The following is a 24,140-nucleotide window of genomic DNA, read 5'->3' on the forward strand; positions in this document are numbered from 1 at the left end:
TTCTCAAAACCAACTTAACATCAAATTCATTACTCAAAGCAACCAACTCAATTCTAAGTAACTGTTTTTCAACAAGTTTCTATCTGCATCACCGCCGATGGATGTGCATTATAGACCATTAAGATCCAGTTGCAAGTCCTTTTTTTAAAATTAGTGCAACGACAGTTCGCTTTTTAACCAAAAATGATAAAAATATTCATTTTTTATATAAACACGGCTGTAAAAGCATCAATTTATCTAAAATTTTCTCATCTTGATTCTTCTCTTGCCATCTTAATGGGCGGCAATCGATGTATTCACAATATCCACCTTCTCCTTGAAGGCATTGGTCATTCCAACTTAACTGGTAACGGAAACTTCCAATATATCCTGCAGCTAATCCAAATTTGTAATCACCACGACTTTCAGCATAGAGCTCAAAAATAACTTTTCCATTTTTTTTACATTGCCAAGAGAACTCTCGAGGTAAATACATTTCTCGTCCATGAGGTGTTACAACTTTTGGATAAACCCGGTGAATATGGAAATTGATATCTTCGGTAAGTGTGACGGCTGACTTCCCTAGTTCTTGAATATCTAAACGTGAAAACAGAATAATATTCCATTGATTTCTTATTTGAGAAAGTGTGACTTGCGTTGTTTCATTTAAATTAATAATTTGGCAGGTATAAAAACATAAAGATAAGAAAGGCAAATGTAAGGCCCGAGCATGTTTAAAACGTCCTAATCCATTGACTTCATATTTCTGCCCTTTATATAAAATCTCTCCTTCGCAATGGCACAAAACAGACCAGTAATCAGATATCCCCCACTGCAATGCGGATGAGTTCGAAATGTCCGAAGGCATTTGGACAATTAAATTACAACTCATTTCAGAATCTGTTCGTCTAAGCTGAACTCTTGGAATTTGCCATTCAATAAGATCTGTTTTATCAAATTGGTAATGACTAGGGGTAAGCTGACATTGTCTTCGAATGGAATAAGTTTTTAAGTGACTTACACTGTGTAGGCTATTACTAACTAATACTGTTGCTGTATCAATTGGTGAAGTGACAATACTGTTTGCGTTATAGCAAAGGGGAATTCTAGGCTGCCCGATTAGACTAATATAATTAAAGTAACGAAGTGGTGCAGGTAAGTTTGGAAGGATTAAGCCTTGATAGACAACTTTAAAGAAGCCTCTAGCAGGCTGATAAACAACACCCTCATTTGAGTTGAGGCTCAGTTGCTGTAATTGATTTATTGGACTCATCAACTTAGGCATACTGAACCTCGTCTAATTTATGTTTTGATAGTCTCGTTATTTTTTTTAGCTAAAAGTGTGGTTACAAAACCTGATAGAGCATAGATGATTGAAACAATCAAAATACCCATTGGGATATTATAAGTGATTGCTGCAAAAATCAGTACTACCGGCAACATAACTACAAAAGGAACACGTTTGCGGTCCATTTGCTTAAAGGAGTAGTATTTAATATTGGAAATCATGAGTAAACCAACAACAACCATGATTACAGCATTAATGACCTGAATCGCAATATCACGTAAATCGAAGATGAACGGATAATCACGAGCAACCCATACAAGCGAAATAATGATAATTGCAGCTAATGGGCTTGCGATACCAATAAAATAGCGTTTATCAACCACTCCAATTTGAACATTAAAACGTGCCAAACGGAATGCTGCACAGGCAGTATAAACAAAACAGCATGCTAAACCGATACGGCCTAAGTCATGGAGACTCCAGCTATACATTAGCATTGCTGGTGCAACACCAAATGCTAATAAATCAGATAAAGAGTCATATTGCTCACCAAAAGCACTTTGAGCGCCAATAGCTCGAGCAACACGTCCATCTAACCCATCGAACAAAGCGGCAAGGAAAATGGCATAAATTGCTTGCGTAAATTCGCCATTCATACTTGCAATAATGGAATAGAAACCAGACAACAAAGCGGCTGTCGTAATTAAGTTAGGCCAAAGATAAATACCTCGGCGCTTCACTTTTTGTCCTTCCGGATTATCTTCTTCTTCAACCACTTCGAACGTAATCCCATCAAATGAATGTTCATTATGAGTTAAATCTTGCTCTGGTTTAGGCGCATTTGTCATTATTTTCTATTCCAAACATGTGCATTGATTTAAGTTAACTGTTACTCACCCACTAACCAGCGAACAGCAGCATGTCCACCCGTTTCTTGCATACGTAAGTGCGGGAATAACCACTGTAAAGCTTGGTCAGCTTGTTCAGAGAACTGCCATGGTGGGTTAATCACTAATAAACCACAACCATTTAAACCTACAGGTGTGTCATCTGGCCATACACAAATTTCACAAATTAATTGACGGCGAATTCCGGTTTTAAACATTTTCTTTTCAAAACGTTCAATCATTGCGCGGTCTTTAATTGGATACCAAACTGCAAAAACACCTGTCGGCCATTTCTTATGAGCTTGTTGTAACAGTTCAACTAATTGCGGAAAGTCTTTACGCTCTAACTCGTAAGGCGGGTCAATCATAACCAGACCGCGCTTTTCTTTTGGCGGAATTACACCGAGCAAGCCTTCATATGCATCACGCTCATGTAAACCTGCACGTTTATCGCGAATGTTATGACGTAATTGCTGAAAAACATCACGCTGCATTTCAAATATAGTCGCTTTGTCGATTTCACGCATACCTTGTAAAGCAAACCAAGGAGAACCAGGATAGCTTCCCTTACCTTCTTGATTACGTAATTCTTCTACAAGTTTTAAGTATTGCTGGATTGCTTCAGGAGCTTGACGCTTTTCCATTTCAGAAAGCTGTACAAGACGATGAATACCCGTTAGGAATTCTCCTGACTTTTGTGCAGGTGCTTGAGATAGATCATATTTTCCAGCCCCTCCATGCGTATCGATATAGCGATAAGGTTTATCTTTAGCATTTAAACGGTTGAGAAGCTGTAGCAAAAGCACATGCTTCATAACATCTGCAAAGTTGCCCGCATGGAAATGGTGACGGTAATTCATGTTGACTTTAATTCCTCAATTCAACGAATAGTTTAACATGAAAAAAATATTCTTTCGTAAGGTTGTGATCATCTAAAATAAGGCTGCTTGATTTTCTTACGATCGATATGAGGTTATATGCACTCTCAACCACTTCCTAACAGTTGGAATCTGGATCAGATTCTAGATGACTTAAATGCACATGGTTTTGCAATTGTGAATCATGCCTATTCTAGTGAATATCATACTCAAGTTGCCAAAGAGTGTAGTCATCACTTTGATGAGTTTCGTGAAGCTGGTATCCAAAATGGAGTAGTGAGTACAATTCGAAGCGATCATATTTTATGGATTAATGAATCACTTCCTGTTGCTGAACAACACGTAGAAACTTTAACTTCATTTTGCCAATATCTAAATCAAGCTTTCTTTTTAGGAATTAAAGAGGTTGAGGCGCATTTTGCCTGTTATAACGCAGGTGAATTTTATGCATTACATCGAGATAACCCTCAACAAAAAAATGATCGTATTATTTCTACTGTTTATTATTTACATCCTGAATGGCAGGATGATTGGGGGGGACAACTACGCTTGCAGGACAAGAATGATATTTGGCACATTATTACACCAGAACCTAATCGCCTAGTTATATTCCAGAGTGATTTGCTTCATGAAGTTTTAGTTTCTAAACAGCAGCGTCTATCAATCACAGCTTGGCTTCGTAGTGGAAACTCGATTTGGGTTTAGAAGAATGCTCTTTAAATTTCTTAAATAAACCCGATATAAGAGCTATTGATTAAAAAGGGCGAAGGCGTATGTCTATTGAAACAAAAATGATTGTAAGCAGAATTGGTGAAACAGACCAACTCTATTTAACTGAGAATACGCCCGAACTTGCTTTGGAACGTGCAGATTTACGTATGCAGCTCGTTGTACTAAGCCGTGTTCGCCAAGAGCAAATTCATTTTTTGCAAGAAGCTATTGTTTTGCTTGAGCAAGCTCGTATGGAATACGATGAAATGCCAATGAGTTTATATTTGAATTTATCTCTTCATTTAGCTAAAGCGTATATGATTTACTTTGAATTAAATAAAGAAAAACGCTTTGCGCTCATTGCACAGCAAATTTTAAAGCCCTTAGCTCACCATCACCATAGTGATATATATTTCTTCTTAGCTTATGCTTCAGCAGCGCAGGAAAAACCTGCTCTTACTCGTCATTGGCTTACAAAATATTTATCAACTGCCCAATGTGATCTTGAGTTAGTTCATGAGCATCCGGTATTTCATCCGGTACGGCATGAGCCATGGTATAAAGATTTATTAAAACCCAAAATTCACTAAAGGGTAACTTGTAAAAGGCCTGTTATTTATAAACAGGCCTTTATTTTGTTATTTTTTAACACTATCTTCGTGTAATTGCTCATTGAGCTCATCAATGACGACAATCCATTCATCATCTTTTTCCCAATGGCTTTTTAGGAAATCACTTTGGCCTTGTGACCAAAAAGGTGCTTCATGTAACTTCTGTTCAGCAGGTAACTGATGCGTTTTGATAAAATTTTCAATACTCGCGTCATCAGCATCTAAACCCAATTGCTCAAATAAAAGTTGTAATGTCGGTTGCTGTTCAAACATTGTTATTCTCCCATGGCTTCTTTTCAATAATCTAGCAACAATAGATGTTAGTTGCATATCTATGTCTATATTTTCTTGTTGTTTTTTGTGTGTTCTTATTAAATTTCAAATATAAAAAAGCACCCTACAAGAGAGTGCTTTCCAATTCATTTAATTAATGAATTATTTTAGCATGTCAGCAATTGCTGCACGTTCTTCTTCAAGCTCGTTTAGAGTGAAGTTGATACGCTCACGGCTGAATTCATCGATTTCTAAACCTTGAACGATTTTGTATTCACCATTTTCAGTTGTTACAGGGAAACCGAACATAACGCCTTCAGGAATACCATAAGAGCCATCAGATGGAATACCCATAGTTACCCATTTGCCGTTTGTACCAAGTGCCCAATCACGCATATGGTCGATTGCAGCATTCGCAGCAGAAGCAGCAGAAGACAAACCACGCGCTTCGATAATCGCAGCACCACGTTTACCAACAGTTGGAAGGAATACGTCTTTGTTCCAAGCTGGATCGTTGATCTTGTCTTTTAAGCTTTCGCCATTTGCTGTTGCAAAACGGTAGTCAGCATACATAGTTGGAGAGTGGTTACCCCAAACTGTTAATTTTTCGATGTCAGCAACTGCAACACCAGCTTTTTGAGCAACTTGAGTCAGTGCACGGTTGTGGTCAAGACGTAACATTGCTGTGAAGTTTTTCGCTGGAAGATCTGGAGCAGATTTCATTGCGATGTAAGCGTTTGTATTTGCAGGGTTACCTACAACTAATACTTTAACGTCACGGCTAGCAACTTCGTTTAATGCTTGACCTTGGCCAATGAAGATTTCACCGTTAACTTTTAACAAGTCAGCACGTTCCATACCAGGACCACGTGGGCGAGAACCAACTAATAATGCATAGTCAGCATCTTTAAATGCAACTTTAGGATCATCAGTCCCGATCATGCCAGCCAATAAAGGGAAAGCACAGTCATCAAGTTCCATCATTACGCCTTTAAGCGCTTGTTGTGCTTTTTCAACTGGAACTTCAAGCAATTGTAAAATAACTGGTTGATCTTTACCTAGCATTTCACCGCTTGCGATACGGAATAATAAGCTGTAACCAATTTGACCTGCAGCGCCAGTCACGGCAACACGAACGGGTTGCTTCATGTAATTGTCTCCAATGAGTGTCCTTAATCGGGCTAAATAGCGATTCTATCTAACCAAATCATCATAAACGGCAAAGATTGTACTCTAAAGAAGTTGCAGATGCATGTAAAAGCGACTCATTTTCACCAAAAGTCTGATAGAAAATACAAATTAATCTTTACAAATAGATTCAATGTATGGTGAGCATTTTTTGGGGAAATGGTAGCTACTCTTAATAGCTACCTTTAATTGTAATTTCGCTTGGGCAATTAGAGACCACATGATTTGAACATTGCTTATATTGGCCATTTACTGTGTAGCAAACTTTAACTTCTGTAAGCACAACATCTGAGCGCGAAAGTTGGCAAGAAAAACGAATGCCATTTTGTGGCAAACTCGGGTTAAGCTTTGTAAATTGTTGACGTAATGTAGATTGTTGCATTTCTACGTTACTAGAACTGGTTAAATTAGCAGGTATTTTTAATCGTTCAGCGAAGTTAATAATTGTACGGAAATACTGACTCGCGTTCATAGGTACACAGCCACCTACACTCTTCCAAAGCTGTACACGAGCATTATTGTCTGGCATCACTCGAGCAACGACTTTAGCTTGCAGTGGTGAAAGTGTGGCAGAACTTTCAGTTGAACAGTCCGTTCTTGTGGTTTCAGGCATTAAACCTGTAATGGTAAGTGAATATCCTTCAAGACATTTACGCTGCTTCTGTTTAGAAGGATCTAGCGAACAGACAGCAGGCGTCATCTGTACATGCATGACATAACCTTGCACGTTTACAGGTTCCGCATGTAAAACAGAACTCATCAATCCAATGCTTGCACAGATGAGCCACCATGCAAGTTGCGATATTGGATGAAGTCCTAGATATCTATATTTCATTTAATTAAAACTTGGTTATGCCAATTAAAAGAATGTTCCATCATTCATCATCTAAAATTAAGGTGATGATCGCATTGGAATGACTTTCATACGCTGTATCAGCGACTGAGCGCCTTGCCCCAACACCACTCCATAATGTGTCGCATTTGTCATGACATGCTTGACATAATCTCTGGTCTCAAGCAATGGAATGGTTTCTGTATATTGATCAGCTTCAATCGGTTGGTAATCGGGTTGCCAACGTCTTGCACGATTCGGGCCAGCATTATAACCTGCCGTTGCTAAAACTGGGTTATTGCTTAACTGCCCTTGAATCATTGATAAATAAAATGTTCCATAACGAATATTGGTATTCATTTCACTTAACGCCGCCGGATTATATGTCTCCCCCATCTGACGAGCAATCAACTTTGCTGTATCAGGCATAATTTGCATAAGGCCACCAGCTCCTACATGAGAACGCGCCGAGGTAACAAACCGACTTTCTTGACGCATTAAACCATAAGCCCACGCAGGATCAATTCCAGCATTGTAACTATGGCTTACGACATTGGTCTTATGCGGGGTTACATAACGGTAGGTATCGTTATGTTTATTCGTTGTACGGTCTGCTGCGTAAATTGCACGGTCATACCACCCCATATCGTGAGCACGTTTCGCAGCAGCTAATAATAATCCATCGTCATGCTGTAGATATGCCTGACGAACTGCCCAATTCCACTCACGGTTGGTATACGTTGGATTTGCATTAATACGTCTTAAAGTAAATGCACGGTTAAAGTGAATATTTTGATCTAAACGGCGTAAATCGCTTGCAGACGGTTCATCACTATAAGGTTGATGGTTATAGCGTACACCTAAACGGTCTTTTGCAAGAAGATTGTGATAATCATCGCCACTTTCAGCTAGTTTTTTATAAATACGTTGTGCCGTATTTTTAGAATTACTATCGCCACGTTGTTCTGTTGCACGAGCTAACCAATATTGCCAGCGATCTTCTTGTTTCTGTGAAACCGTCATACTATCAATCGCACGAATTAAGCTTTCCCATGCGCTAAAGCGAATCGCTTGTCGTGCATAAATTTCAGCTTCTTCTGGACTTAGCGGATAACCATAGCTTGCATCAAAGTATTGAAGAACTTCGCGGTTAAAGTTGTTTTTCATCACCGTGGTGCCACCGATATAGGCTATGGTGCGATAGAGATACTTTTGTACATTCTCTGGAGTACCTTGCGCCACACGCTGTACATTCGCAAAAGCATTGCTTAAATCATTATTTGCTAGACGGCCTAATGCAAAAATCAAATAGGCATAATCTACATCATTAGTTTTTGGGGCGGTCCATAAATAATTAAGAGGATTCGCCTGAATTTGGTTAAGCTGAGCCAAAGACAAATTCATACCCAAAGTCTGTGCTGTAGCAAGTGCCTGTCCCGACAGACCTGAACGTAACTGCACCCAAAGGCGTTGCTGTTTATCTTGCGTACTCATTAATGGACTAGAAAGCATCATACGGCCAAGTCCAACACATGACTCTGGTTGTGATTCTGTTGCTAACCAAACATCTTTATATTCTGCAAATACTAATGCATCGCCACTTTTAGCTCTTACCTGTGCTAAAGCACAATTTTCGGCTGGATCTGGGTTAGACACGTAAGATAAAAGTGGTTGTGCAGATACAAAATCAGCTTGTTTAACTTTTTCTTCAACATAATCTGCTGCAAGTTTCTCTGCCATAGCAGATTGAGGATAGCGCTGGGCAAAACTTACAATTGACGTTGGGGATTGAAAGCCCAAATTACTGTTTAGTTTCCAATATTCAGGGTAATAACCCAATACATCATTTTGCATTGCTGCCTGATATTGATCTAACAAGGCGGTATTACCACTATTTGCGGCATTTAATGCATCATTAAATTGTTCTTCTGCTGCATAAGACAATGAACAACCAAGTAAACACACAGCTCCTAACCAGCTACGATGTGCATATTTATTTTTCATCACACGACTCTTGTTTGATGAGCTCTTTTTACCTGGTCTCATAAATGCGCTAAACCCTGACTATCCACCTTTAGGCATAGTTTAATTATTCTTCGTGCATTCTTTTGTTGTGTTATGTAACTATCTGATTCGTCATCATTAAAATTTATGTCATTTGTCTCCATAAATCATGTGCAGCTTATGGCAGTTTATTGTTATCTGTCCGGCACAAATACTGCTATAATGATTGGTTTGACCCGTTTTGGGTCATTTTATTATTTATCTAGATCGATCTGTTAGGAGCCTACATGACGGTTCAAACCTTCATTCCCAATGGTGCCAAAGCTGCCTCAGAAAACACTGTTACCCAGCCAACGCACACCACTGACGTTTCAATAAAGAAATTATATATTGAAACTCAAGGGTGTCAGATGAATGAGTATGACAGTCACCGTATGGCAGACCTTTTAGGGGATTCTCACGGTTATGTTTTAACTACTAACCCTAATGAAGCAGATATTCTGCTCATGAATACATGTTCTATCCGTGAAAAAGCACAAGAAAAAGTATTTAGTGAGTTAGGCCGCTGGCGCAAACTAAAAGAGCAAAATCCTGACCTTGTGATTGGTGTAGGTGGTTGTGTTGCATCTCAAGAAGGTGACAACATTCAAAAGCGTGCGCCGTATGTCGATATGATTTTTGGCCCACAAACCTTACACCGTTTACCACAAATGCTTGACCAACATCATGCTCAAGTGGAAAAGCCGAAAAAAGAAAAGATTAAGCTCGTTGATATTTCATTCCCTGATATTGAAAAGTTCGACTTTTTACCTGAACCACGTGTAGAAGGTTTCAAAGCATTCGTTTCTATTATGGAAGGTTGCTCTAAATACTGCTCTTTCTGTGTGGTTCCATATACTCGTGGTGAAGAGGTTTCTCGTCCACTTGATGATGTACTTGCAGAAATCGCAGGTCTTGCTGAAAAAGGTGTTCGTGAAATCAGCTTGCTTGGTCAAAATGTAAATGGATATCGTGGTGAAACATTCGAAGGTGGCATTTGTACCTTCCCTGAATTGTTACGACTCGTTGCAGAAATTCCGGGTATTGGCCGTTTACGCTATACAACTTCACACCCACTTGAGTTCTCTGATGAACTTATCCAGTGTTATGAAGATTTACCTCAAATGGTTTCACACTTACATTTGCCTGTACAAAGTGGATCTAACGATGTACTTAAAGCAATGAAGCGAAATCACACCATTGATGTATACATCGACAAGATTGCCAAGTTACGTAAAATACGCCCTGATATGCATTTATCAAGCGATTTTATTATTGGTTTCCCAGGTGAAACTGATGAAAACTTTGCAGAAACATTGCAATTTATCAAAGATTTAGACTTTGACCATTCTTACAGTTTTGTTTACTCAAAACGTCCTGGTACACCAGCATCTGACTTACCAGATACAACTCCTGAACACGTTAAAAAAGAACGTTTAGCACAAGTTCAACAAGTCATTAAGCAATCAAGTATCGAGAAAACTGATGCAATGCTTGGCAAAATTGAACGTGTACTGATTGAGAAAGTATCTGATCAAGACCCTAATATTTTAGTAGGTACAGCAGACAACACTCGTTTAGTGACTTTTGTAGGCGACGCTTCTTGGATTGGTCGTTTTGCAGAGATCGAGATTACTGAAATTAAAACTTTAAATTTAGTTTACGGTGAACTCTTGAATCTTGAGCCTGACGTGGCGTAATGTAGAGGTATTCTAAAGTCTACTGAAAGGTTTTCTCTTGACTGCAGCGATTCGACGTACCGTAACATTTCCTGAAATTTCAATGGAACGTTTAAAGAGCATCTTGGGTGCCTATAATGGGCACCTTAAGCAAATCGAACAGCGTTTAGATGTCAAAATTACTCATCGTGGAGATGTTTTTCATATCGATGGTGAGATAGATGCTGTTGGGAGAGCCGAAGCGTTATTGCAACGACTCTACGAAGAAACTGAGGAGTCCCAGCAAATCAGTGCCGATCTGTTACATCTCTTGATTCAATCTTCACAAACTGAACGTAATTTCGAGTTAGTGGGTGAAGAGATGGAAGAGCATGATGCGCCAATGGATGTCTACTTTCAGACTCGAAAAGGTCGTATTAATCCACGTGGTGCCAATCAAAAACGCTACGTACAACGTATTTTGCAAAGCGATATTTCTTTTGGTGTAGGTCCTGCTGGTACAGGTAAAACTTATTTAGCAGTTGCCGCCGCAGTAGATATGTTAGAGCGTAATGAAATCCAGCGGATTTTACTTGTCCGCCCTGCTGTAGAAGCAGGAGAAAAGCTTGGTTTCTTACCGGGTGATTTAACTCAGAAAATCGATCCCTATTTACGCCCTCTTTACGATGCGCTTTACGAAATGCTGGGCTTTGAAAAAGTTGCCAAGTTAATCGAACGACAAGTGATTGAAGTTGCGCCTCTTGCTTATATGCGTGGCCGTACGCTTAACCATTCATTTGTGATTTTGGATGAAGCGCAAAACACTACTCCTGAACAAATGAAAATGTTTTTGACCCGTTTAGGTTTTGGCTCTCGTGCAGTAATCACAGGTGACATTACCCAAGTAGATTTACCTCGAGGCCAACAATCTGGTTTGGCACACGCGCTACGTGTACTTGAGAATATTAAAGAAATTCATATTACCCGTTTCCATTCTCGCGACGTTGTACGCCATCAACTTGTTCAAAAAATTGTTGAAGCGTATGAAGGTTGGGATGGTGAACAACAGCGTCTTAATGCTGAAGCACGTGCTGAACGTAAAGCACGCCAAGAGGCATTAGTTGCTGAAAACGATACAGCAGCAGACTTGCAACATCAGGATGCCTAAGGATTCACTTTGAAAATCAGTTTAAGTTTACAACAAGACTTTCAATCACCTGAGTTAGAGCTCAAACGAGCTCAACTCAAAAAAATTATTGAGACCACTTTACGCCACGTTGGCTACAAAGAAGATTGTGAAATTGGTATTGCATGTGTTGATTTGGAAGAAAGCCATCAACTTAACTTGCAATATCGTGAGAAAGATAAACCTACCAATGTTCTCTCTTTTCCAAGCGACATTCCCGAAGAAGTCCTACCAATGCTTGATGCATTACCGTTGGGCGATTTGGTGATTTGTATTCCGGTGGTATTACAAGAAGCCTTGGAACAAAAGAAAACTGCACAAAATCATTTTGCACATCTTTTAGTACATGGTGTTCTGCATTTACTGGGTTATGACCATGAAACCAGCGATGAAGATGCAGAAGAAATGGAGGGCTTAGAGATCGAAATTTTAGCTAAACTCAATATTGCCAATCCGTATCAGGAATAATCAATTCCTCTAAAACTATTAAGCGCGTAATTGTCATCTTAATTTATTTTTAAAATGTGGATATCCTAAAAGTTATCCACATTTTTTCATTAATGAACCTCAAACTCAGCTTCAGCTGGATCAAAACGCCAAGTACGAATAATACGAAGCTCCGAAATATCTTTCATATTTGCATCAAAACGGCCAAACGGCGCTCCCCGACGTACTGATGCCTTTGCTGCCTCATCTAAAACTGGATGTCCTGAACTTTCAAGTAAACGAATTGCACGGATTCCCCCTTGAGCATTCAAAATCACCATAAGGCGAACTTCACCTTTTAACTGTTGTTGTTTAGCTTCTTCTGGATAATAGCGATTACCATAAAGTTCCACTTTTTCACGGAATTTATCTAAATAAGCTGCCGAGGCATCTTTCTTGGCTTGAATACCATCCACTGTTTTTATTTTCTGTTGGCGACTGAAATCTTGCTGACGTTGTAAATATTGAGCTTCAAGGCTTGCGACCATTGCAGCTTTGGCTTGGAACTGACTTTGTAACTGTTCAAGTGCTTTTTTCCTTTGACTCTGCTCTGCTTGTTTCTGCCAACTCAACACAGTCATGAGTACTTTTTCTTCAAACTTAAGTTCTCTTTGTTGCTGTACTTTTTCTAAACTTTCTAACTGAGCTTCTCCAGTTGAAGCATCAGTCGGCATAGGTGTTGGGGAGTTACTAGACATCCGATGGGCTGCTCGAAATGCTCCTGAACCTTGCTGGTCTGCTTGAGCTAAAAAATCTGCATGCTTAACCACATCTTCAGTAGGACGAATAGATATCGCGATTTCTTTAGTTGATTGTTCTGATGGCGCAGGCATCGCAAAATGGATGAGCAGCACAAAAGTATGCAGTAAGATTGCAAGTATTATTGCGACAATAAAGACTCGGTCTTGCCACCAATAATGAAAAGGCTCTATAGAAAGACTTCTTTTTTTCAACATAATCTTAAAAGCATATAAATGCCTTTTCCCCACGGTATCAATACCGAACAAAATACAAACTGATATTCAAATATGGATAAAAATGTGATTCACTTCAAATATGAGCTTTTATCCATTTTCATTTTGTGAAAATGTATCAATTAAATTTGTTACACTGCAATATCAAAACCTGTTTTTTATCATAATAAAGATTGTGTTGATTCTTTAGTAAATCATCATCTGGAAGTTCTTTTATGCAAACGCTATTTTCCTCATTAGTCAAACGTCTTCATAAAGTCTACCGAAAAGCTGAAGCCTTCATTGAGGAAGAAAGAGATTTTACATTATCGCAAACTTTTCTAAATGCGACCTTAGAACGTTACGTAACGAATAATGTCGAGTTTTTAGATGATCTACACGCAGACCTTTATCATGATTGGTTAAGGCTCTATGCCACAATGCATGTCAAAGGTTTAGAAACGACTTTATCTGTCGACTTAAAATTGATTCAGATGGAATTTAATAAAGAACAGCAACTTATAGTTTTTGAACAAATTAGTAATACACAAATTGTAGAAGCTAAATATAAAAATTTCTGGCAAAAAATTGCTGTGAAAGCTGCTATTTTTTACTATCACAAAATTCTAAAAAAAGACCCATTGGGTATGATTTTGGAGCGTTTTAACGTAGCCCAAGAAAAAGATGATCTTATCTTCCTAGACCTGAATCGTTGGTTTGGTAAAAAAGCCAGCATTATTGAAACATTGGGCAAAGTTCATATTAACTATGCACGGGTTCGTGAAGCAGAATTGGTCGTCTTTGGTAATGTTAATCTCGCCGCCTTACTTTTCCGAGATCAAGATGATGACTTTGAGGATGATCTGGAAGACACTGAAATTACGCCAATACAGCAAAAAGATGCATAACAACTGTATGAGCTAAAGAAATTTATTGTTAAAAAACACAAAGAGATTACATATTTAGCATAAATCCTGATTTTTTCTCCATGATCAGCAGGCATAATATGCAAAAGTCATAGATGCATCAGCACTGACCTTTCAGTCTGTACAAGGATATTTACTTATGGCAACAAAATTTCTGAAATCATTCAGCATCGCAACTGGTATTTCGACAACTTTGCTTATTGCAAGTTTCTCTAGCCATGCACTTGCCATGAGCCCATTTCAGGCAAATTATCAGTTTACCTATAATAATAAAGGCATGGGTTCAGCAACACGCGCACTTAGTCAACAAGGCAATAACTGGACTTATCTATTCACTGCAAAAGCTGGTGGAATCGCTTCTGCAAGTGAAACAAGTAAATTTAGTTTTGCTAATGGCAAAATTGGTTCACAAAGCTTTAGTCGTACTAGTAAAATTTTAATTCATAACAACACTATGAATATTAATTTTAACCCTGGTAATAAGACAATTAGCACAAAGAAAGATGATAAAGCACGCTCATTTGCTTGGCAGCCTGGCGTACTTGACGAGCTAAATGCTGAATTACAAGTTCGTGAAGATTTAAAAAATGGTTCACTCAAATCTTCTTACCCTCTTGCAGATGCAAAAGAAGTTGAAAACCGCCGTTTTGTAAAACAAGGCAATGAAAAAGTTAAAACCTCTTATGGCACCTTTGACACTGTAAAAGTGGTCTTAGAACACGGCAGACCAGATCGTAGTACTATTTTCTGGTTAGCACCTAAATTGGACTACTTGCCAGTTAAGGTAAGTCATATAGACGGCAAAACATCTTATGGTTTGTTATTAACAAGTTATAGCGGTAAAACGAATTAAAGCTTGCATTTTTTCGGATGCTTTTTAAAATACGCATTTGCTTTAAAAGCATCCGTCTAGAGGATTCTCCCGTGCACGCACTAGAACAGAAAATCTTAACAGAAGGTATCGTTCTATCTGATCAAGTGTTGAAAGTCGACGCTTTCTTAAATCACCAAATTGACCCTGTCCTCATGCAGCAGATTGGTAAAGAATTTGCCGCTCGCTTCAAAGATGCAGGGATTACCAAGATTATTACCATTGAAGCTTCAGGTATTGCGCCGGCAATCATGGCAGGTTTAGAACTTGGTGTACCTGTGATTTTTGCTCGTAAATATCAATCACTGACATTAAAAGACGATTTATATCGCGCCAAAGTGTTTAGTTTTACTAAACAAACAGAGAGTACGATTGCTATTTCAAACAAGCACATCAACTCAAGCGACAAAGCTTTAGTAATTGATGACTTTTTGGCAAATGGTCAAGCAGCGCTTGGTTTGATTGACTTAATTCATCAAGCAAATGCAGAAGTAGTAGGTGTTGGTATCGTGATTGAAAAATCATTCCAACCAGGCCGCGATTTATTGCTTGAAAAAGGTTACCGTGTTGAATCTTTAGCACGAGTTAAATCACTTACTGATGGCACAGTAACTTTTATTAAAGAATAAAATTATTTAAATAAAAAAGAGCGGAGTTCCGCTCTTTTTTATTTTTATAAGATTATGAGTGAAGTTTTTTTACGATTTCACCTAAACGTTTACCTTGTGCTTCACATAAAAGCTTTTCATCTTGGCTTAAGCCTTGATCATGTCTAGGGCCACTCACATGGCTTGCACCATACGGCGTTCCACCTGTTTTTGTATTCGATAATGCAGGAATAGAATTTGGTAAACCTAAAATCATCATACCATGATGAAATAACGGCGGTAGCATCGTTAATAAAGTACTTTCCTGTCCACCGTGCATTGAACCAGAAGAAGTAAAAACACAAGCTGGTTTATCATGCAAAGCACCATTTAACCAAAGACTTGTGGTCTGATCCCAGAAATATTTCATTTCGCTTGCCATGTTACCAAAGCGAGTTGGAGACCCCAGCGCCAAGCCTTCACAATTGGCTAAATCCTCTAAAGTGCAATAAATATCGCCTTCTTCAGGAATGCTTGGCTCAGCTTCTGTTACTACTGTTGCAATATTAGGTACTGTGCGAATTTTTACATTAATACCTGCAGCTTCAACACCATTCGCAATAAGATGCGCCATTTCTTTAGTAGAACCATATTTACTGTAATAAAGCACAAGAATGTAAGGTTGCATCGGTTTCATGAATTTTGTTAAAAAGAACACTATACGGTATTTTTTATTTTTTTGGCGAAGCCAATTTTATGAAATTTTAGAGGTGATTGATTTTTAAGGGCACCAGTAACAAATATCGGTAAAAGCTTTTTACTACGTTTTGTTACGATGATACATACGGAACTTTCAGAATACTTTTTTATTCTTTAGGTTAAAGTTTACCCACATCAAAGATAGTGTTCTCAACCGAATACACCGGTGAATATCAATCACCCACATCATGATTAAAAAAATCGGGATAGATGACGCATGTTAGAACGTTTTTTGAAGAGACTTCCTTTTTATAACAAGACCTGGTTTCAATTTATTTTATTTGTAATTAAGCGTTTTGAAGCTGATCGCTGCCGAGAACAAGCTGGCGCTCTCACCTATACGACTCTTTTTGCTGTTGTGCCGATGCTAACAGTATTTTTAGTTATTATTTCTTCAATTAAAGCCTTAGAACCTGCTAGACAACAGTTGCAGCACCTAATTTATAGTAATTTTTTACCTAAAAGCACCATTGCATTTGATAAGGCACTCAATGCTTTTACCGAAAAATCCAGTAATTTAACTGTGATTGGTGTGCTGTTTCTATTTGTCACCACAGTTTTAATGCTGACAACAATTGAAACGGCCTTTAATCGCATATGGAGAGTAAAAGAAACTCGTAGCGGCATTGTAGGCTTTATGCGCTACTGGACCATTATTTCGCTTGGTCCCATTATTTTAGGCAGCGCATTTGTTATTTCATCAACCGTTGCATCAATGAACTTATTAAGTAATAACTTCACGGGTTATCAACTTGATGGTGCATTTCTACTTTGGCTTATTTCTTTTGTTCTTACTGTTTTGGGATTCTTTATTTTATATTGGACCATTCCCAACCGCACAGTTCCCTTATTTTCAGCAGCAATTGCCGCGTGTTTGAGTGCTGTATTGTTTGAAATACTTAAGAATTTATTCAGCTTTTTGATGTCGAACTTCACCAGTTATGAAATCATATATGGTGCATTTGCAGCAGTACCTATTTTCTTATTATGGGTATTCTTATCTTGGAATATTGTATTACTCGGTGTCGAGGTGAGTTTTGCCCTTACCGCTTTTCATTCAGGCAAAGAACAAAAAAGACATCCAGTACTCATGCTACTCGATATTTTAGAATTATTTTATAAAAAGCAAAAACTTGGTGAAAGTGTAAATGATAAAGAAGCATTAGAAATTTTAGGCCGTGGCGAAATTGGCCGGTGGCCCGCTTATGTTGTCTTACTCGAAGAGCAAAATTTGGTTAAACGCACAGATAAAGATGAATATGTTTTAGTCCGTAATTTATCTCAAGTCGACTTTTGGAGTTTCTTTACCGCATTACCTTATCCACTTCCATTACGCCCAGATGTATTAAATGTGCATGATGATGACGAATGGATGGAAAAAATCGGCCCAGCTTTAGTTGAGTCCAATGACTATTTGGCAGCTAAACTCTCTATTCCACTTTCAACAATTTTTGAAGAGAAATAGAAAATAAGATTATTTATTCATATAAAAATCTTCTATATCCAGACAATAAAAAACCCTATTATCAGTTCAATAATAGGGTTCAAAACTTAGCGATTTAAATCAAATTATGCTTTAACAAAGGTTTCCCAAACAAAATCTTGAGTAGCACCTTTCAAAGTCATTTTTAGCTGATCACCAGCATGCAGTGGCCCCACTCCTGCTGGCGTACCCGTCATAATGACATCGCCTGATTCAAGTGAAAACACCTGATTAATATCAGTTAAAAGTTCGCCAATAGTAAACATTAACAGTGCAGTATTACCATCTTGACGCAATTCATCATTAATATGGAAAGTGAATTTGGTCTCTTCCCAATTGGTAATTTCACTTACATCTACCCAGTCCGCAAGTACACATGAACCATCAAATGCTTTTGCTCTTTCCCAAGGCTGACCTTTATCTTTTAATTCATTTTGCATATCACGCAAAGTTAAATCTAACCCTAAAGTTACAGCACCAATAGCTTGCAATACTTTTTGCGGATCAGTTTCGCCTTTTAGTGGCTTATCAATACGCAAAACAAATTCGCATTCGAAATGGCAACTACCCCAAGATGGATTCCACGAAATACCTTCATCTAAACCAATCAAACTACTTGGTGGCTTGATAAACAATACTGGTCGTCCCGGCATTGCATTGTTCAGCTCTTTTACATGATCAGCATAACTTCTGCCCACACAAACGATTTTTGAAGGACGTGTTTTCATGAGGCTTCCTTTATTGTTGCGACTAATAATTCTAATAACTTATTTCTTAAATGTATTTTCAAATACAGTTTGATCTGAAACTTGAGCAAAGGCACGTTTCGGTACAATAATGACCGTTTTGTTTTTTAACTCAAGCATATAAGTCAGTTTACCCTTAGCAAAAGTCTGCACATCGCCATACTGTACGACTTGTTTACGACCAGCAGCATAGAGTTCAAAATAATCTTGGTATAAATCGATCCCTTGCTCACTCTTACCAAATTGATAACGTACAAACTGACGCTTGAACATCATAGGTAAAAGCCAATAGCGCATTAGACCTTGCATAATCAGGAAAAAAACACCCAAAGCAACATAGTAGCGACCAACGCCTGATAAGCCTAAATAAAAACCCCAAATAACAATTGCAATACTAATAACAGGGGTTAAAAAACGTGTGAATTGTTTCTTTCCGAATGTCACCAAGCCAAACCCGTCTTGAGACTCTTCTAAATTTAAATAATAACGTAAAGATAAAGCGCTTTTTTGCTCGGTCATCACTATGTGTCAATATTGAATAAATCGAAACTATTAGAGCATATTCATCTACGCTTTAAAATGAATCAAAAGTGATTTTTTATTTTTGCTCACACGATAAAGCTTTCATTCGTACAAGTTGTTTACTCGTTTCATATATAGAACGTAGATTCATATTTATAAGGCTTATTTCATATTCTTAAATTTATAGAATGTTTCTATTGTCTCTTTAGTGGAATCCGTCATGTCTTTCTTTGCAAAACTATTTGGCTTAAATCAAAAAACGACAGCTCAAGAAGATGTGGCTTTAAAAGCCGCTCAAGAGCTAAAATCTTCAAATGAAACTTCTTTTATAGAACTCATTAAAAACCGCCGCTCTATTTATGCAATTGGAAATAACTTAAACCAATCAAATAGTGAAATTGAAAAGTTAATTCAAGAAGCAATCAAACATAGCCCTTCTGCATTTAACTCTCAATCATCTCGCGCTGTTATTTTATTTGGACAATCACATCAAAAATTCTGGGATATAGTTCTAGAAGTTTTAAAAAGTATTATCCCAGCTGAAGCTGTATCTGGAACAGAACAAAAAATTCAAAGTTTTGCCGCTGGTGCAGGCACAGTTTTGTTTTATGAAGATCAGAACGTAGTTAAAGGCTTACAAGAACAGTTTGAAGCTTATGCTGATAATTTTCCAATCTGGTCTGAGCACTCAACAGCAATCGCTCAATTTGCAGTTTGGAACGTATTAGCTGAACAAGGTGTTGGTGCTTCATTGCAACACTACAACCCAATTATTGATGAGAAAATTAATGCTGCTTTCAATATCCCAGCTGAGTGGAAGCTAAGAGCTCAGTTAGTTTTTGGTTCTATTGAAGGTAACGCGGGTGAAAAAGCCTTTATTGACGATGCAAGCCGTTTTAAAACATTCGGCTAATAGATAATCCTTGAATCTAGATCTTTTTAAAGCTGGTTGTCATGTGCACCAGCTTTTTTATTAGAATCATAAAAAATAGATACAAAAAAACCGCTATATATAGCGGTTAATTCTTCAAGTGGTGCGCTCAGAGAGATTCGAACTCCCGACCCCTTAGTTCGTAGCCAAGTGCTCTATCCAGCTGAGCTATGAGCGCGTACTTGATGGAGGGCATTATACGCAGTTTTTCTATTTTAGAAAGGACTTTTTCATCTTTTTGTCATCAAGCGTCTAGTTCTTAGCCATAACAAAATATCTTGGTAGCCTAGCTTTCCCAAAAAGGGGAATTTCTTGTCCATAAAATGTATTTGAAATATTTTTTTTCAATTAAAGTTGCCCCCTTCTTTTATCCAATTTGGACATTTTGACCAAATTGACAGAGTCAAAAGCCTAGTTTTTTAGTCAGGATTATATAAATAATATATTTCTCCTTATGCAAAATTATTTTTATAAATAAAACTATTTAGCACTAATAATTATAAAAATAATAAAAAATGGGGGAAAATACATTCATCTTTAAAGCATATATTATAAAAAAAATTATTATTTTTATGTCTAAATCAGAATGAATATCTAATTGTCAAAATATTATAAGTATCAAATTATTTGAGTAGAAATATGGATTGACACTTTTTGAGATCTACCCAATACTAAATTTTAATTATTGAGAAACATATCTCAATAATTGCCTAACGCAATAAATAAATACTTACTTAAAAATACATAAATATACAGGAAATAGACCATCATGTTCTTACTGAAAACTCTCGTATCTTCAATAACAAAAGTTACTCAGGACTTGAGTAATGTTGTATCAGTGAATCCTGTTGTAAACACAGGTTCTACTGTTAATGTAAACGTTTCCGATATAAATATTGCTACTGGAAATGTTTCAACATCAGGCTTACTTTCTAATGTTGTTTCAACTGTAACCAATACCGTTTCTCAGACAACAGGCTTAGTCTCTGGTGTAGTGGGTACCGTAACAGGTGCTGTTGGTGGTGTAACTGGTGGCGCTACTAGCGGCAATCCAGTCGGTGCAGTAACCGACATCCTTGGCGGTGTGACTGGCGCTATCGGTGGTGTAACTGGTGGTGCTACTGGCAGTAACCCACTTGGTGTAGTAACTAATGTTATCGGCAGTGTAACCGGCGCTATCGGTGGCGTGACAGGTGGTGCTACTGGTGGTAATCCAGTGGGTACCGTAACTGACATTATTGGCGGTGTGACAGGCGGTATTATTGGTGGTGGTACATCACCTATTTCCCCAGTTGTTGATGTGGTTCAAGGCGGCATCGATGTTCTTCAAGGTGTGGAAAGCCTAAAAACCAGCATTATTAATACAGGAATTAATACTGTTGCAGACACTGTAGTTGGTGTACTTCCTCAAACTGAGCACCCTGTTACTGATATTGCTCACCTCGGCACTTTAACTTTCGAAACATCTCGCGACACTGTAAATGGTGCGCTTGAGGTTGTATCTGATTTAGTAGGTGGCGATATTCAAGGCGCTACCCAATCTGCAACTGGTATTGTCAACACGCTCATTACCAATGGCACAACTGCGACTGGTATTTTAACTGACATTCTTGGCGGTGTGACTGGTGCTATTGGTGGTGTGACTGGTGGCGTAACTGGTGGTAATCCGCTTGGTACTGTTACTGACATTATCGGTGGTGTGACTGGCGGCGTAACTGGTGGTAATCCGCTTGGTACTGTTACTGATATTATCGGTGGTGTGACTGGCGGCGTAACTGGTGGTAATCCACTTGGTACTGTTACTGACATCATCGGTGGTGTGACTGGCGGTATTATTGGTGGTGGTACATCACCTATTTCCCCAGTTGTTGATGTGGTTCAAGGCGGCATCGATGTTCTTCAAGGTGTCGAAAGCCTAAAAACCAGCATTATTAATACAGGAATTAATACTGTTGCAGACACTGTAGTTGGTGTACTTCCTCAAACTGAACACCCTGTTACTGATATTGCTCACCTCGGCACTTTAACTTTCGAAACATCTCGCGACACTGTAAATGGTGCGCTTGAGGTTGTATCTGATTTAGTGGGCGGTAATATCCAAGGCGCTACTGATCATGCAACTGGTATCGTCAACACACTCATTACCAATGGCACAACTGCGACTGGTATTTTAACTGACATTCTTGGCGGTGTGACTGGTGCTATTGGTGGTGTGACTGGTGGCGTAACTGGCGGTAATCCGCTTGGCACAGTGACTGACATCATCGGTGGAGTTACTGGCGGCGTAACTGGTGGTAATCCGCTTGGCACAGTGACTGACATCATCGGTGGAGTTACTGGCGGCGTAACTGGTGGTAATCCACTTGGCACAGTGACTGACATCATCGGTGGCGTGGCAGGTGGTGTTACTGGCGGTAATCCGCTTGGGACCGTTACTGATATCATCGGTGGTGTGACTGGCGGCGTAACTGGTGGTAATCCACTTGGCACAGTGACTGACATTATCGGTGGTGTAACTGGCGGTATTATTGGTGGTGGCACTTCTCCTATTTCTCCAGTAATTGATGTGGTTCAAGGCGGCATCGATGTTCTTCAAGGTGTCGAAAGCCTAAAAACCAGCATTATTAATACAGGAATTAATACTGTTGCAGACACTGTAGTTGGTGTACTTCCTCAAACTGAACACCCTGTTACTGATATTGCTCACCTCGGCACTTTAACTTTCGAAACATCTCGCGACACTGTAAATGGTGCGCTTGAGGTTGTATCTGATTTAGTGGGCGGTAATATCCAAGGTGCAACTGATCATGCAACTGGTATTGTCAACACGCTCATTACCAATGGCACAACTGCGACTGGTATTTTAACTGACATCCTTGGTGGTGCGACTGGCGCTATTGGTGGTGTGACTGGTGGTGTTGGAGGTGACAGTCCTCTTGGTACTGTTACTGACATTATTGGTGGATTAACTGGTGGTAATCCACTTGGCACAGTGACTGACATCATTGGCGGTGTAACTGGTGGCGCTGCTGGCAGCAACCCTATTGGTGTCGTAACAGATATCGTAGGTAGCTTAACTGGTGGTGTAACTGGTACTGGTGGCACAGACGTTATTTCTAACTTATTAGGTGGAGTAACTGGCGGCAATGTAGGTGGAGTCACTTCTACAGTATCGAGCGTAACAAACACGGTTCATACTCTAGTACCTCAGTCATTACTTACTGACCACTTCTTAGATAATACTTTACATACAGTTTAATAATCTCCAAGAAAGCCACTAATAAAGTGGCTTTCTTCTTAAATATATTTTTAAATATTAATTAATATTAATTCATTTCTTGCCATCTATAATATTTCTTATGTGCTAGCTCTAACATTGCATAATCATTAGGAGTATCACCATAAGCATAAATTGTAGAATACTGGGTTAAATCGTATTTATTTTTTATTCTATTTACTTTTTCTAAATAACCACAATCACCATCAACAAAATTACCAGTTAAAATACCATTATCTATTTCAAGTTGATTACAGATAACATCCAAATCTAAAGACTGACACCAACTTTCTAAATAAACACCCAATGAAGCGGATACCACAACAACCTGATCTCCTTGCTGTTTATGCCAGTGAATACGTTCTAAAGCATTTTCACGAATACAGGTAGGAATTACCGTTTTAGCAAACTCTTGTCCCACATATTTTAGGGAATCTGCATCGTAGCCTATATATCCCACCTGACAAAGCTTAGTTCGTATGGTTTTATCGGTTACCCATCCAAACTTATAGCCTGCGATATAAGGTGCAAGTCGAATACCACCTAGTATTTGAGTTTTTCTGCTCAAAGAAAATTTAAGGAACAAACTGAAAGTATCGTTATGGGTGATCGTGCCATCAAAATCAAATAAAGCCAGATTCATTTATCGTTATCTCTAATATAATTAAAAGTTATAAATTTAAATTTTTAAAAAATTACTAAACAGCAGACACAAAAAAACCGCTATAAAAGCGGTTAATTCTTCAAGTTGGTGCGCTCAGAGAGATTCGAACTCCCGACCCCTTAGTTCGTAGCCAAGTGCTCTATCCAGCTGAGCTATGAGCGCGTAACTTGTGTGCCTTTCAGCGATTCGTTCTGTTTTACTTGGTGCGCTCAGAGAGATTCGAACTCCCGACCCCTTAGTTCGTAGCCAAGTGCTCTATCCAGCTGAGCTATGAGCGCATTAAGTAAATGGCGGTGAGAGAGGGATTCGAACCCTCGATACCAGTAATAGGTATGCTTCCTTAGCAGGGAAGTGATTTCAGCCACTCATCCACCTCACCGGAACGAGCCGCCATAATACAA

22 protein-coding genes, 4 tRNA genes and 1 pseudogene are annotated in these 24,140 nt (G+C 38.6%); 11 read left to right on the plus strand and 16 right to left on the minus strand.

What is annotated here, in order from left to right; translation table 11 throughout:
* Positions 1–150 precede the first annotated feature (150 nt).
* The 3 genes and pseudogenes from ACH8JV_RS05000 to ACH8JV_RS05010 form a co-directional block, all read right to left on the minus strand.
* Positions 151–1,264, minus strand: a pseudogene (locus ACH8JV_RS05000) (DUF6670 family protein).
* Positions 1,265–1,281: 17 nt separating this feature from the next.
* Positions 1,282–2,115 (minus strand): CDP-diacylglycerol--serine O-phosphatidyltransferase, encoded by an 834-nt coding sequence (gene pssA / locus ACH8JV_RS05005; RefSeq protein ID WP_002050746.1) that lies wholly within the window; start codon positions 2,113–2,115, stop codon positions 1,282–1,284.
* Positions 2,116–2,156: 41 nt separating this feature from the next.
* On the minus strand, positions 2,157–3,014 hold the full coding sequence (locus ACH8JV_RS05010) for a 23S rRNA (adenine(2030)-N(6))-methyltransferase RlmJ (protein WP_151740418.1): 858 nt from the start codon (positions 3,012–3,014) through the stop codon (positions 2,157–2,159).
* 117 nt (positions 3,015–3,131) lie between these two features.
* On the opposite strand from ACH8JV_RS05010, the gene ACH8JV_RS05015 reads away from it, so the two are divergent.
* Positions 3,132–3,737: a 2OG-Fe(II) oxygenase gene (locus ACH8JV_RS05015; protein ID WP_396520025.1), complete on the plus strand. Its 606-nt coding sequence runs from the start codon at positions 3,132–3,134 to the stop codon at positions 3,735–3,737.
* Between the two features lie 68 nt (positions 3,738–3,805).
* A complete protein-coding gene (locus ACH8JV_RS05020) occupies positions 3,806–4,333 on the plus strand; it encodes a hypothetical protein (RefSeq protein ID WP_151740416.1) in 528 nt (175 codons plus the stop codon).
* Positions 4,334–4,381: 48 nt separating this feature from the next.
* Here the strand turns inward: ACH8JV_RS05020 and ACH8JV_RS05025 are convergent, their stop codons facing one another.
* The 4 genes from ACH8JV_RS05025 to ACH8JV_RS05040 form a co-directional block, all read right to left on the minus strand.
* Entirely contained in the window at positions 4,382–4,627 is a 246-nt protein-coding gene (locus tag ACH8JV_RS05025) for a DUF2789 family protein (protein WP_151740415.1), read from the minus strand.
* Positions 4,628–4,789: 162 nt separating this feature from the next.
* Positions 4,790–5,776 (minus strand): malate dehydrogenase, encoded by a 987-nt coding sequence (locus ACH8JV_RS05030; RefSeq protein WP_002050778.1) that lies wholly within the window; start codon positions 5,774–5,776, stop codon positions 4,790–4,792.
* Positions 5,777–5,987: 211 nt separating this feature from the next.
* Positions 5,988–6,650, minus strand: coding sequence for a hypothetical protein (locus ACH8JV_RS05035; RefSeq protein ID WP_004711857.1), 663 nt, complete (start codon positions 6,648–6,650; stop codon positions 5,988–5,990).
* A gap of 57 nt (positions 6,651–6,707) precedes the next feature.
* The gene (locus ACH8JV_RS05040; protein WP_396520027.1) at positions 6,708–8,651 is read right to left on the minus strand and encodes a transglycosylase SLT domain-containing protein; all 1,944 of its coding nucleotides are present in this window, start codon (positions 8,649–8,651) and stop codon (positions 6,708–6,710) included.
* A 287-nt stretch (positions 8,652–8,938) separates the two neighbouring features.
* On the opposite strand from ACH8JV_RS05040, the gene miaB reads away from it, so the two are divergent.
* Genes miaB through ybeY form a run of 3 tightly spaced genes read left to right on the plus strand, consistent with a single transcriptional unit; the run spans position 8,939 to position 12,002 of the window.
* Positions 8,939–10,390, plus strand: coding sequence for a tRNA (N6-isopentenyl adenosine(37)-C2)-methylthiotransferase MiaB (gene miaB, locus ACH8JV_RS05045; RefSeq protein ID WP_087607038.1), 1,452 nt, complete (start codon positions 8,939–8,941; stop codon positions 10,388–10,390).
* A gap of 37 nt (positions 10,391–10,427) precedes the next feature.
* Positions 10,428–11,516 (plus strand): PhoH family protein, encoded by a 1,089-nt coding sequence (locus tag ACH8JV_RS05050; protein WP_002050786.1) that lies wholly within the window; start codon positions 10,428–10,430, stop codon positions 11,514–11,516.
* Positions 11,517–11,525: 9 nt separating this feature from the next.
* Positions 11,526–12,002, plus strand: a complete 477-nt coding sequence (gene ybeY / locus ACH8JV_RS05055; protein WP_000703571.1) for an rRNA maturation RNase YbeY — start codon at positions 11,526–11,528, stop codon at positions 12,000–12,002.
* A gap of 89 nt (positions 12,003–12,091) precedes the next feature.
* Here the strand turns inward: ybeY and ACH8JV_RS05060 are convergent, their stop codons facing one another.
* Entirely contained in the window at positions 12,092–12,976 is an 885-nt protein-coding gene (locus ACH8JV_RS05060; RefSeq protein WP_263614635.1) for an energy transducer TonB, read from the minus strand.
* A gap of 233 nt (positions 12,977–13,209) precedes the next feature.
* Between ACH8JV_RS05060 and ACH8JV_RS05065 the strand changes: the two genes are divergently transcribed.
* The 3 genes from ACH8JV_RS05065 (at position 13,210) to ACH8JV_RS05075 (ending at position 15,399) form a co-directional block, all read left to right on the plus strand.
* Complete coding sequence (locus ACH8JV_RS05065) at positions 13,210–13,881, plus strand: hypothetical protein (RefSeq protein ID WP_311086357.1); 672 nt, start codon at positions 13,210–13,212, stop codon at positions 13,879–13,881.
* A gap of 157 nt (positions 13,882–14,038) precedes the next feature.
* The gene (locus ACH8JV_RS05070) at positions 14,039–14,752 is read left to right on the plus strand and encodes a DUF3108 domain-containing protein (RefSeq protein ID WP_077163571.1); all 714 of its coding nucleotides are present in this window, start codon (positions 14,039–14,041) and stop codon (positions 14,750–14,752) included.
* A gap of 71 nt (positions 14,753–14,823) precedes the next feature.
* Entirely contained in the window at positions 14,824–15,399 is a 576-nt protein-coding gene (locus ACH8JV_RS05075) for a xanthine phosphoribosyltransferase (protein ID WP_107972704.1), read from the plus strand.
* A gap of 52 nt (positions 15,400–15,451) precedes the next feature.
* On the opposite strand, the gene wrbA is transcribed toward ACH8JV_RS05075, so the two are convergent.
* A complete protein-coding gene (gene wrbA / locus ACH8JV_RS05080) occupies positions 15,452–16,045 on the minus strand; it encodes an NAD(P)H:quinone oxidoreductase (protein WP_396520349.1) in 594 nt (197 codons plus the stop codon).
* A gap of 288 nt (positions 16,046–16,333) precedes the next feature.
* Here wrbA and ACH8JV_RS05085 point away from each other — a divergent pair, with 288 nt between their 5' ends.
* The gene (locus tag ACH8JV_RS05085; protein ID WP_396520029.1) at positions 16,334–17,581 is read left to right on the plus strand and encodes a YihY family inner membrane protein; all 1,248 of its coding nucleotides are present in this window, start codon (positions 16,334–16,336) and stop codon (positions 17,579–17,581) included.
* A gap of 104 nt (positions 17,582–17,685) precedes the next feature.
* On the opposite strand, the gene ACH8JV_RS05090 is transcribed toward ACH8JV_RS05085, so the two are convergent.
* A complete protein-coding gene (locus tag ACH8JV_RS05090) occupies positions 17,686–18,327 on the minus strand; it encodes a fumarylacetoacetate hydrolase family protein (protein WP_263614638.1) in 642 nt (213 codons plus the stop codon).
* A 39-nt stretch (positions 18,328–18,366) separates the two neighbouring features.
* Positions 18,367–18,864: a hypothetical protein gene (locus ACH8JV_RS05095; RefSeq protein WP_396520031.1), complete on the minus strand. Its 498-nt coding sequence runs from the start codon at positions 18,862–18,864 to the stop codon at positions 18,367–18,369.
* 223 nt (positions 18,865–19,087) lie between these two features.
* On the opposite strand from ACH8JV_RS05095, the gene ACH8JV_RS05100 reads away from it, so the two are divergent.
* Positions 19,088–19,780, plus strand: a complete 693-nt coding sequence (locus tag ACH8JV_RS05100; RefSeq protein ID WP_396520033.1) for a nitroreductase family protein — start codon at positions 19,088–19,090, stop codon at positions 19,778–19,780.
* 119 nt (positions 19,781–19,899) lie between these two features.
* On the opposite strand, the gene ACH8JV_RS05105 is transcribed toward ACH8JV_RS05100, so the two are convergent.
* Positions 19,900–19,976, minus strand: a tRNA-Arg gene (locus tag ACH8JV_RS05105).
* A gap of 591 nt (positions 19,977–20,567) precedes the next feature.
* Here ACH8JV_RS05105 and ACH8JV_RS05110 point away from each other — a divergent pair.
* Positions 20,568–23,057 carry a beta strand repeat-containing protein gene (locus tag ACH8JV_RS05110; RefSeq protein WP_396520035.1) on the plus strand — a complete coding sequence of 830 codons (2,490 nt, stop codon included), beginning with the start codon at positions 20,568–20,570 and terminating at the stop codon, positions 23,055–23,057.
* Between the two features lie 67 nt (positions 23,058–23,124).
* On the opposite strand, the gene ACH8JV_RS05115 is transcribed toward ACH8JV_RS05110, so the two are convergent.
* The 4 genes from ACH8JV_RS05115 to ACH8JV_RS05130 form a co-directional block, all read right to left on the minus strand.
* On the minus strand, positions 23,125–23,718 hold the full coding sequence (locus tag ACH8JV_RS05115) for an HAD-IB family hydrolase (RefSeq protein ID WP_263614642.1): 594 nt from the start codon (positions 23,716–23,718) through the stop codon (positions 23,125–23,127).
* Positions 23,719–23,824: 106 nt separating this feature from the next.
* A tRNA-Arg gene (locus ACH8JV_RS05120) sits at positions 23,825–23,901 on the minus strand.
* 39 nt (positions 23,902–23,940) lie between these two features.
* Positions 23,941–24,017: transfer RNA gene (locus ACH8JV_RS05125), tRNA-Arg, on the minus strand.
* Positions 24,018–24,027: 10 nt separating this feature from the next.
* Positions 24,028–24,118 (minus strand) — tRNA-Ser (locus tag ACH8JV_RS05130).
* Positions 24,119–24,140 lie beyond the last annotated feature (22 nt).

The organism is Acinetobacter sp. ABJ_C5_2, assembly GCF_044538485.1.
In the GTDB taxonomy this organism is placed as follows: Bacteria; Pseudomonadota; Gammaproteobacteria; order Pseudomonadales; family Moraxellaceae; genus Acinetobacter; species Acinetobacter nosocomialis_A.

Excerpts from the sequence above, each read along its gene's own strand:
- ACH8JV_RS05025 (WP_151740415.1), bottom strand. The coding sequence starts at position 4,627 with ATGTTTGAACAGCAACCGACATTACAACTTTTATTTGAGCAATTGGGT.
- ACH8JV_RS05110 (WP_396520035.1), top strand. The coding sequence starts at position 20,568 with ATGTTCTTACTGAAAACTCTCGTATCTTCAATAACAAAAGTTACTCAG.
- miaB (WP_087607038.1), top strand. The coding sequence starts at position 8,939 with ATGACGGTTCAAACCTTCATTCCCAATGGTGCCAAAGCTGCCTCAGAA.
- ACH8JV_RS05095 (WP_396520031.1), bottom strand. The coding sequence starts at position 18,864 with ATGACCGAGCAAAAAAGCGCTTTATCTTTACGTTATTATTTAAATTTA.
- ACH8JV_RS05035 (WP_004711857.1), bottom strand. The coding sequence starts at position 6,650 with ATGAAATATAGATATCTAGGACTTCATCCAATATCGCAACTTGCATGG.
- ACH8JV_RS05020 (WP_151740416.1), top strand. The coding sequence starts at position 3,806 with ATGTCTATTGAAACAAAAATGATTGTAAGCAGAATTGGTGAAACAGAC.
- ACH8JV_RS05115 (WP_263614642.1), bottom strand. The coding sequence starts at position 23,718 with ATGAATCTGGCTTTATTTGATTTTGATGGCACGATCACCCATAACGAT.
- ACH8JV_RS05070 (WP_077163571.1), top strand. The coding sequence starts at position 14,039 with ATGGCAACAAAATTTCTGAAATCATTCAGCATCGCAACTGGTATTTCG.
- wrbA (WP_396520349.1), bottom strand. The coding sequence starts at position 16,045 with ATGCAACCTTACATTCTTGTGCTTTATTACAGTAAATATGGTTCTACT.
- ACH8JV_RS05085 (WP_396520029.1), top strand. The coding sequence starts at position 16,334 with ATGTTAGAACGTTTTTTGAAGAGACTTCCTTTTTATAACAAGACCTGG.
- ACH8JV_RS05015 (WP_396520025.1), top strand. The coding sequence starts at position 3,132 with ATGCACTCTCAACCACTTCCTAACAGTTGGAATCTGGATCAGATTCTA.
- ACH8JV_RS05090 (WP_263614638.1), bottom strand. The coding sequence starts at position 18,327 with ATGAAAACACGTCCTTCAAAAATCGTTTGTGTGGGCAGAAGTTATGCT.
- ACH8JV_RS05065 (WP_311086357.1), top strand. The coding sequence starts at position 13,210 with ATGCAAACGCTATTTTCCTCATTAGTCAAACGTCTTCATAAAGTCTAC.
- ACH8JV_RS05030 (WP_002050778.1), bottom strand. The coding sequence starts at position 5,776 with ATGAAGCAACCCGTTCGTGTTGCCGTGACTGGCGCTGCAGGTCAAATT.
- ACH8JV_RS05100 (WP_396520033.1), top strand. The coding sequence starts at position 19,088 with ATGTCTTTCTTTGCAAAACTATTTGGCTTAAATCAAAAAACGACAGCT.
- ACH8JV_RS05010 (WP_151740418.1), bottom strand. The coding sequence starts at position 3,014 with ATGAATTACCGTCACCATTTCCATGCGGGCAACTTTGCAGATGTTATG.
- ACH8JV_RS05040 (WP_396520027.1), bottom strand. The coding sequence starts at position 8,651 with ATGAAAAATAAATATGCACATCGTAGCTGGTTAGGAGCTGTGTGTTTA.
- pssA (WP_002050746.1), bottom strand. The coding sequence starts at position 2,115 with ATGACAAATGCGCCTAAACCAGAGCAAGATTTAACTCATAATGAACAT.
- ACH8JV_RS05060 (WP_263614635.1), bottom strand. The coding sequence starts at position 12,976 with ATGTTGAAAAAAAGAAGTCTTTCTATAGAGCCTTTTCATTATTGGTGG.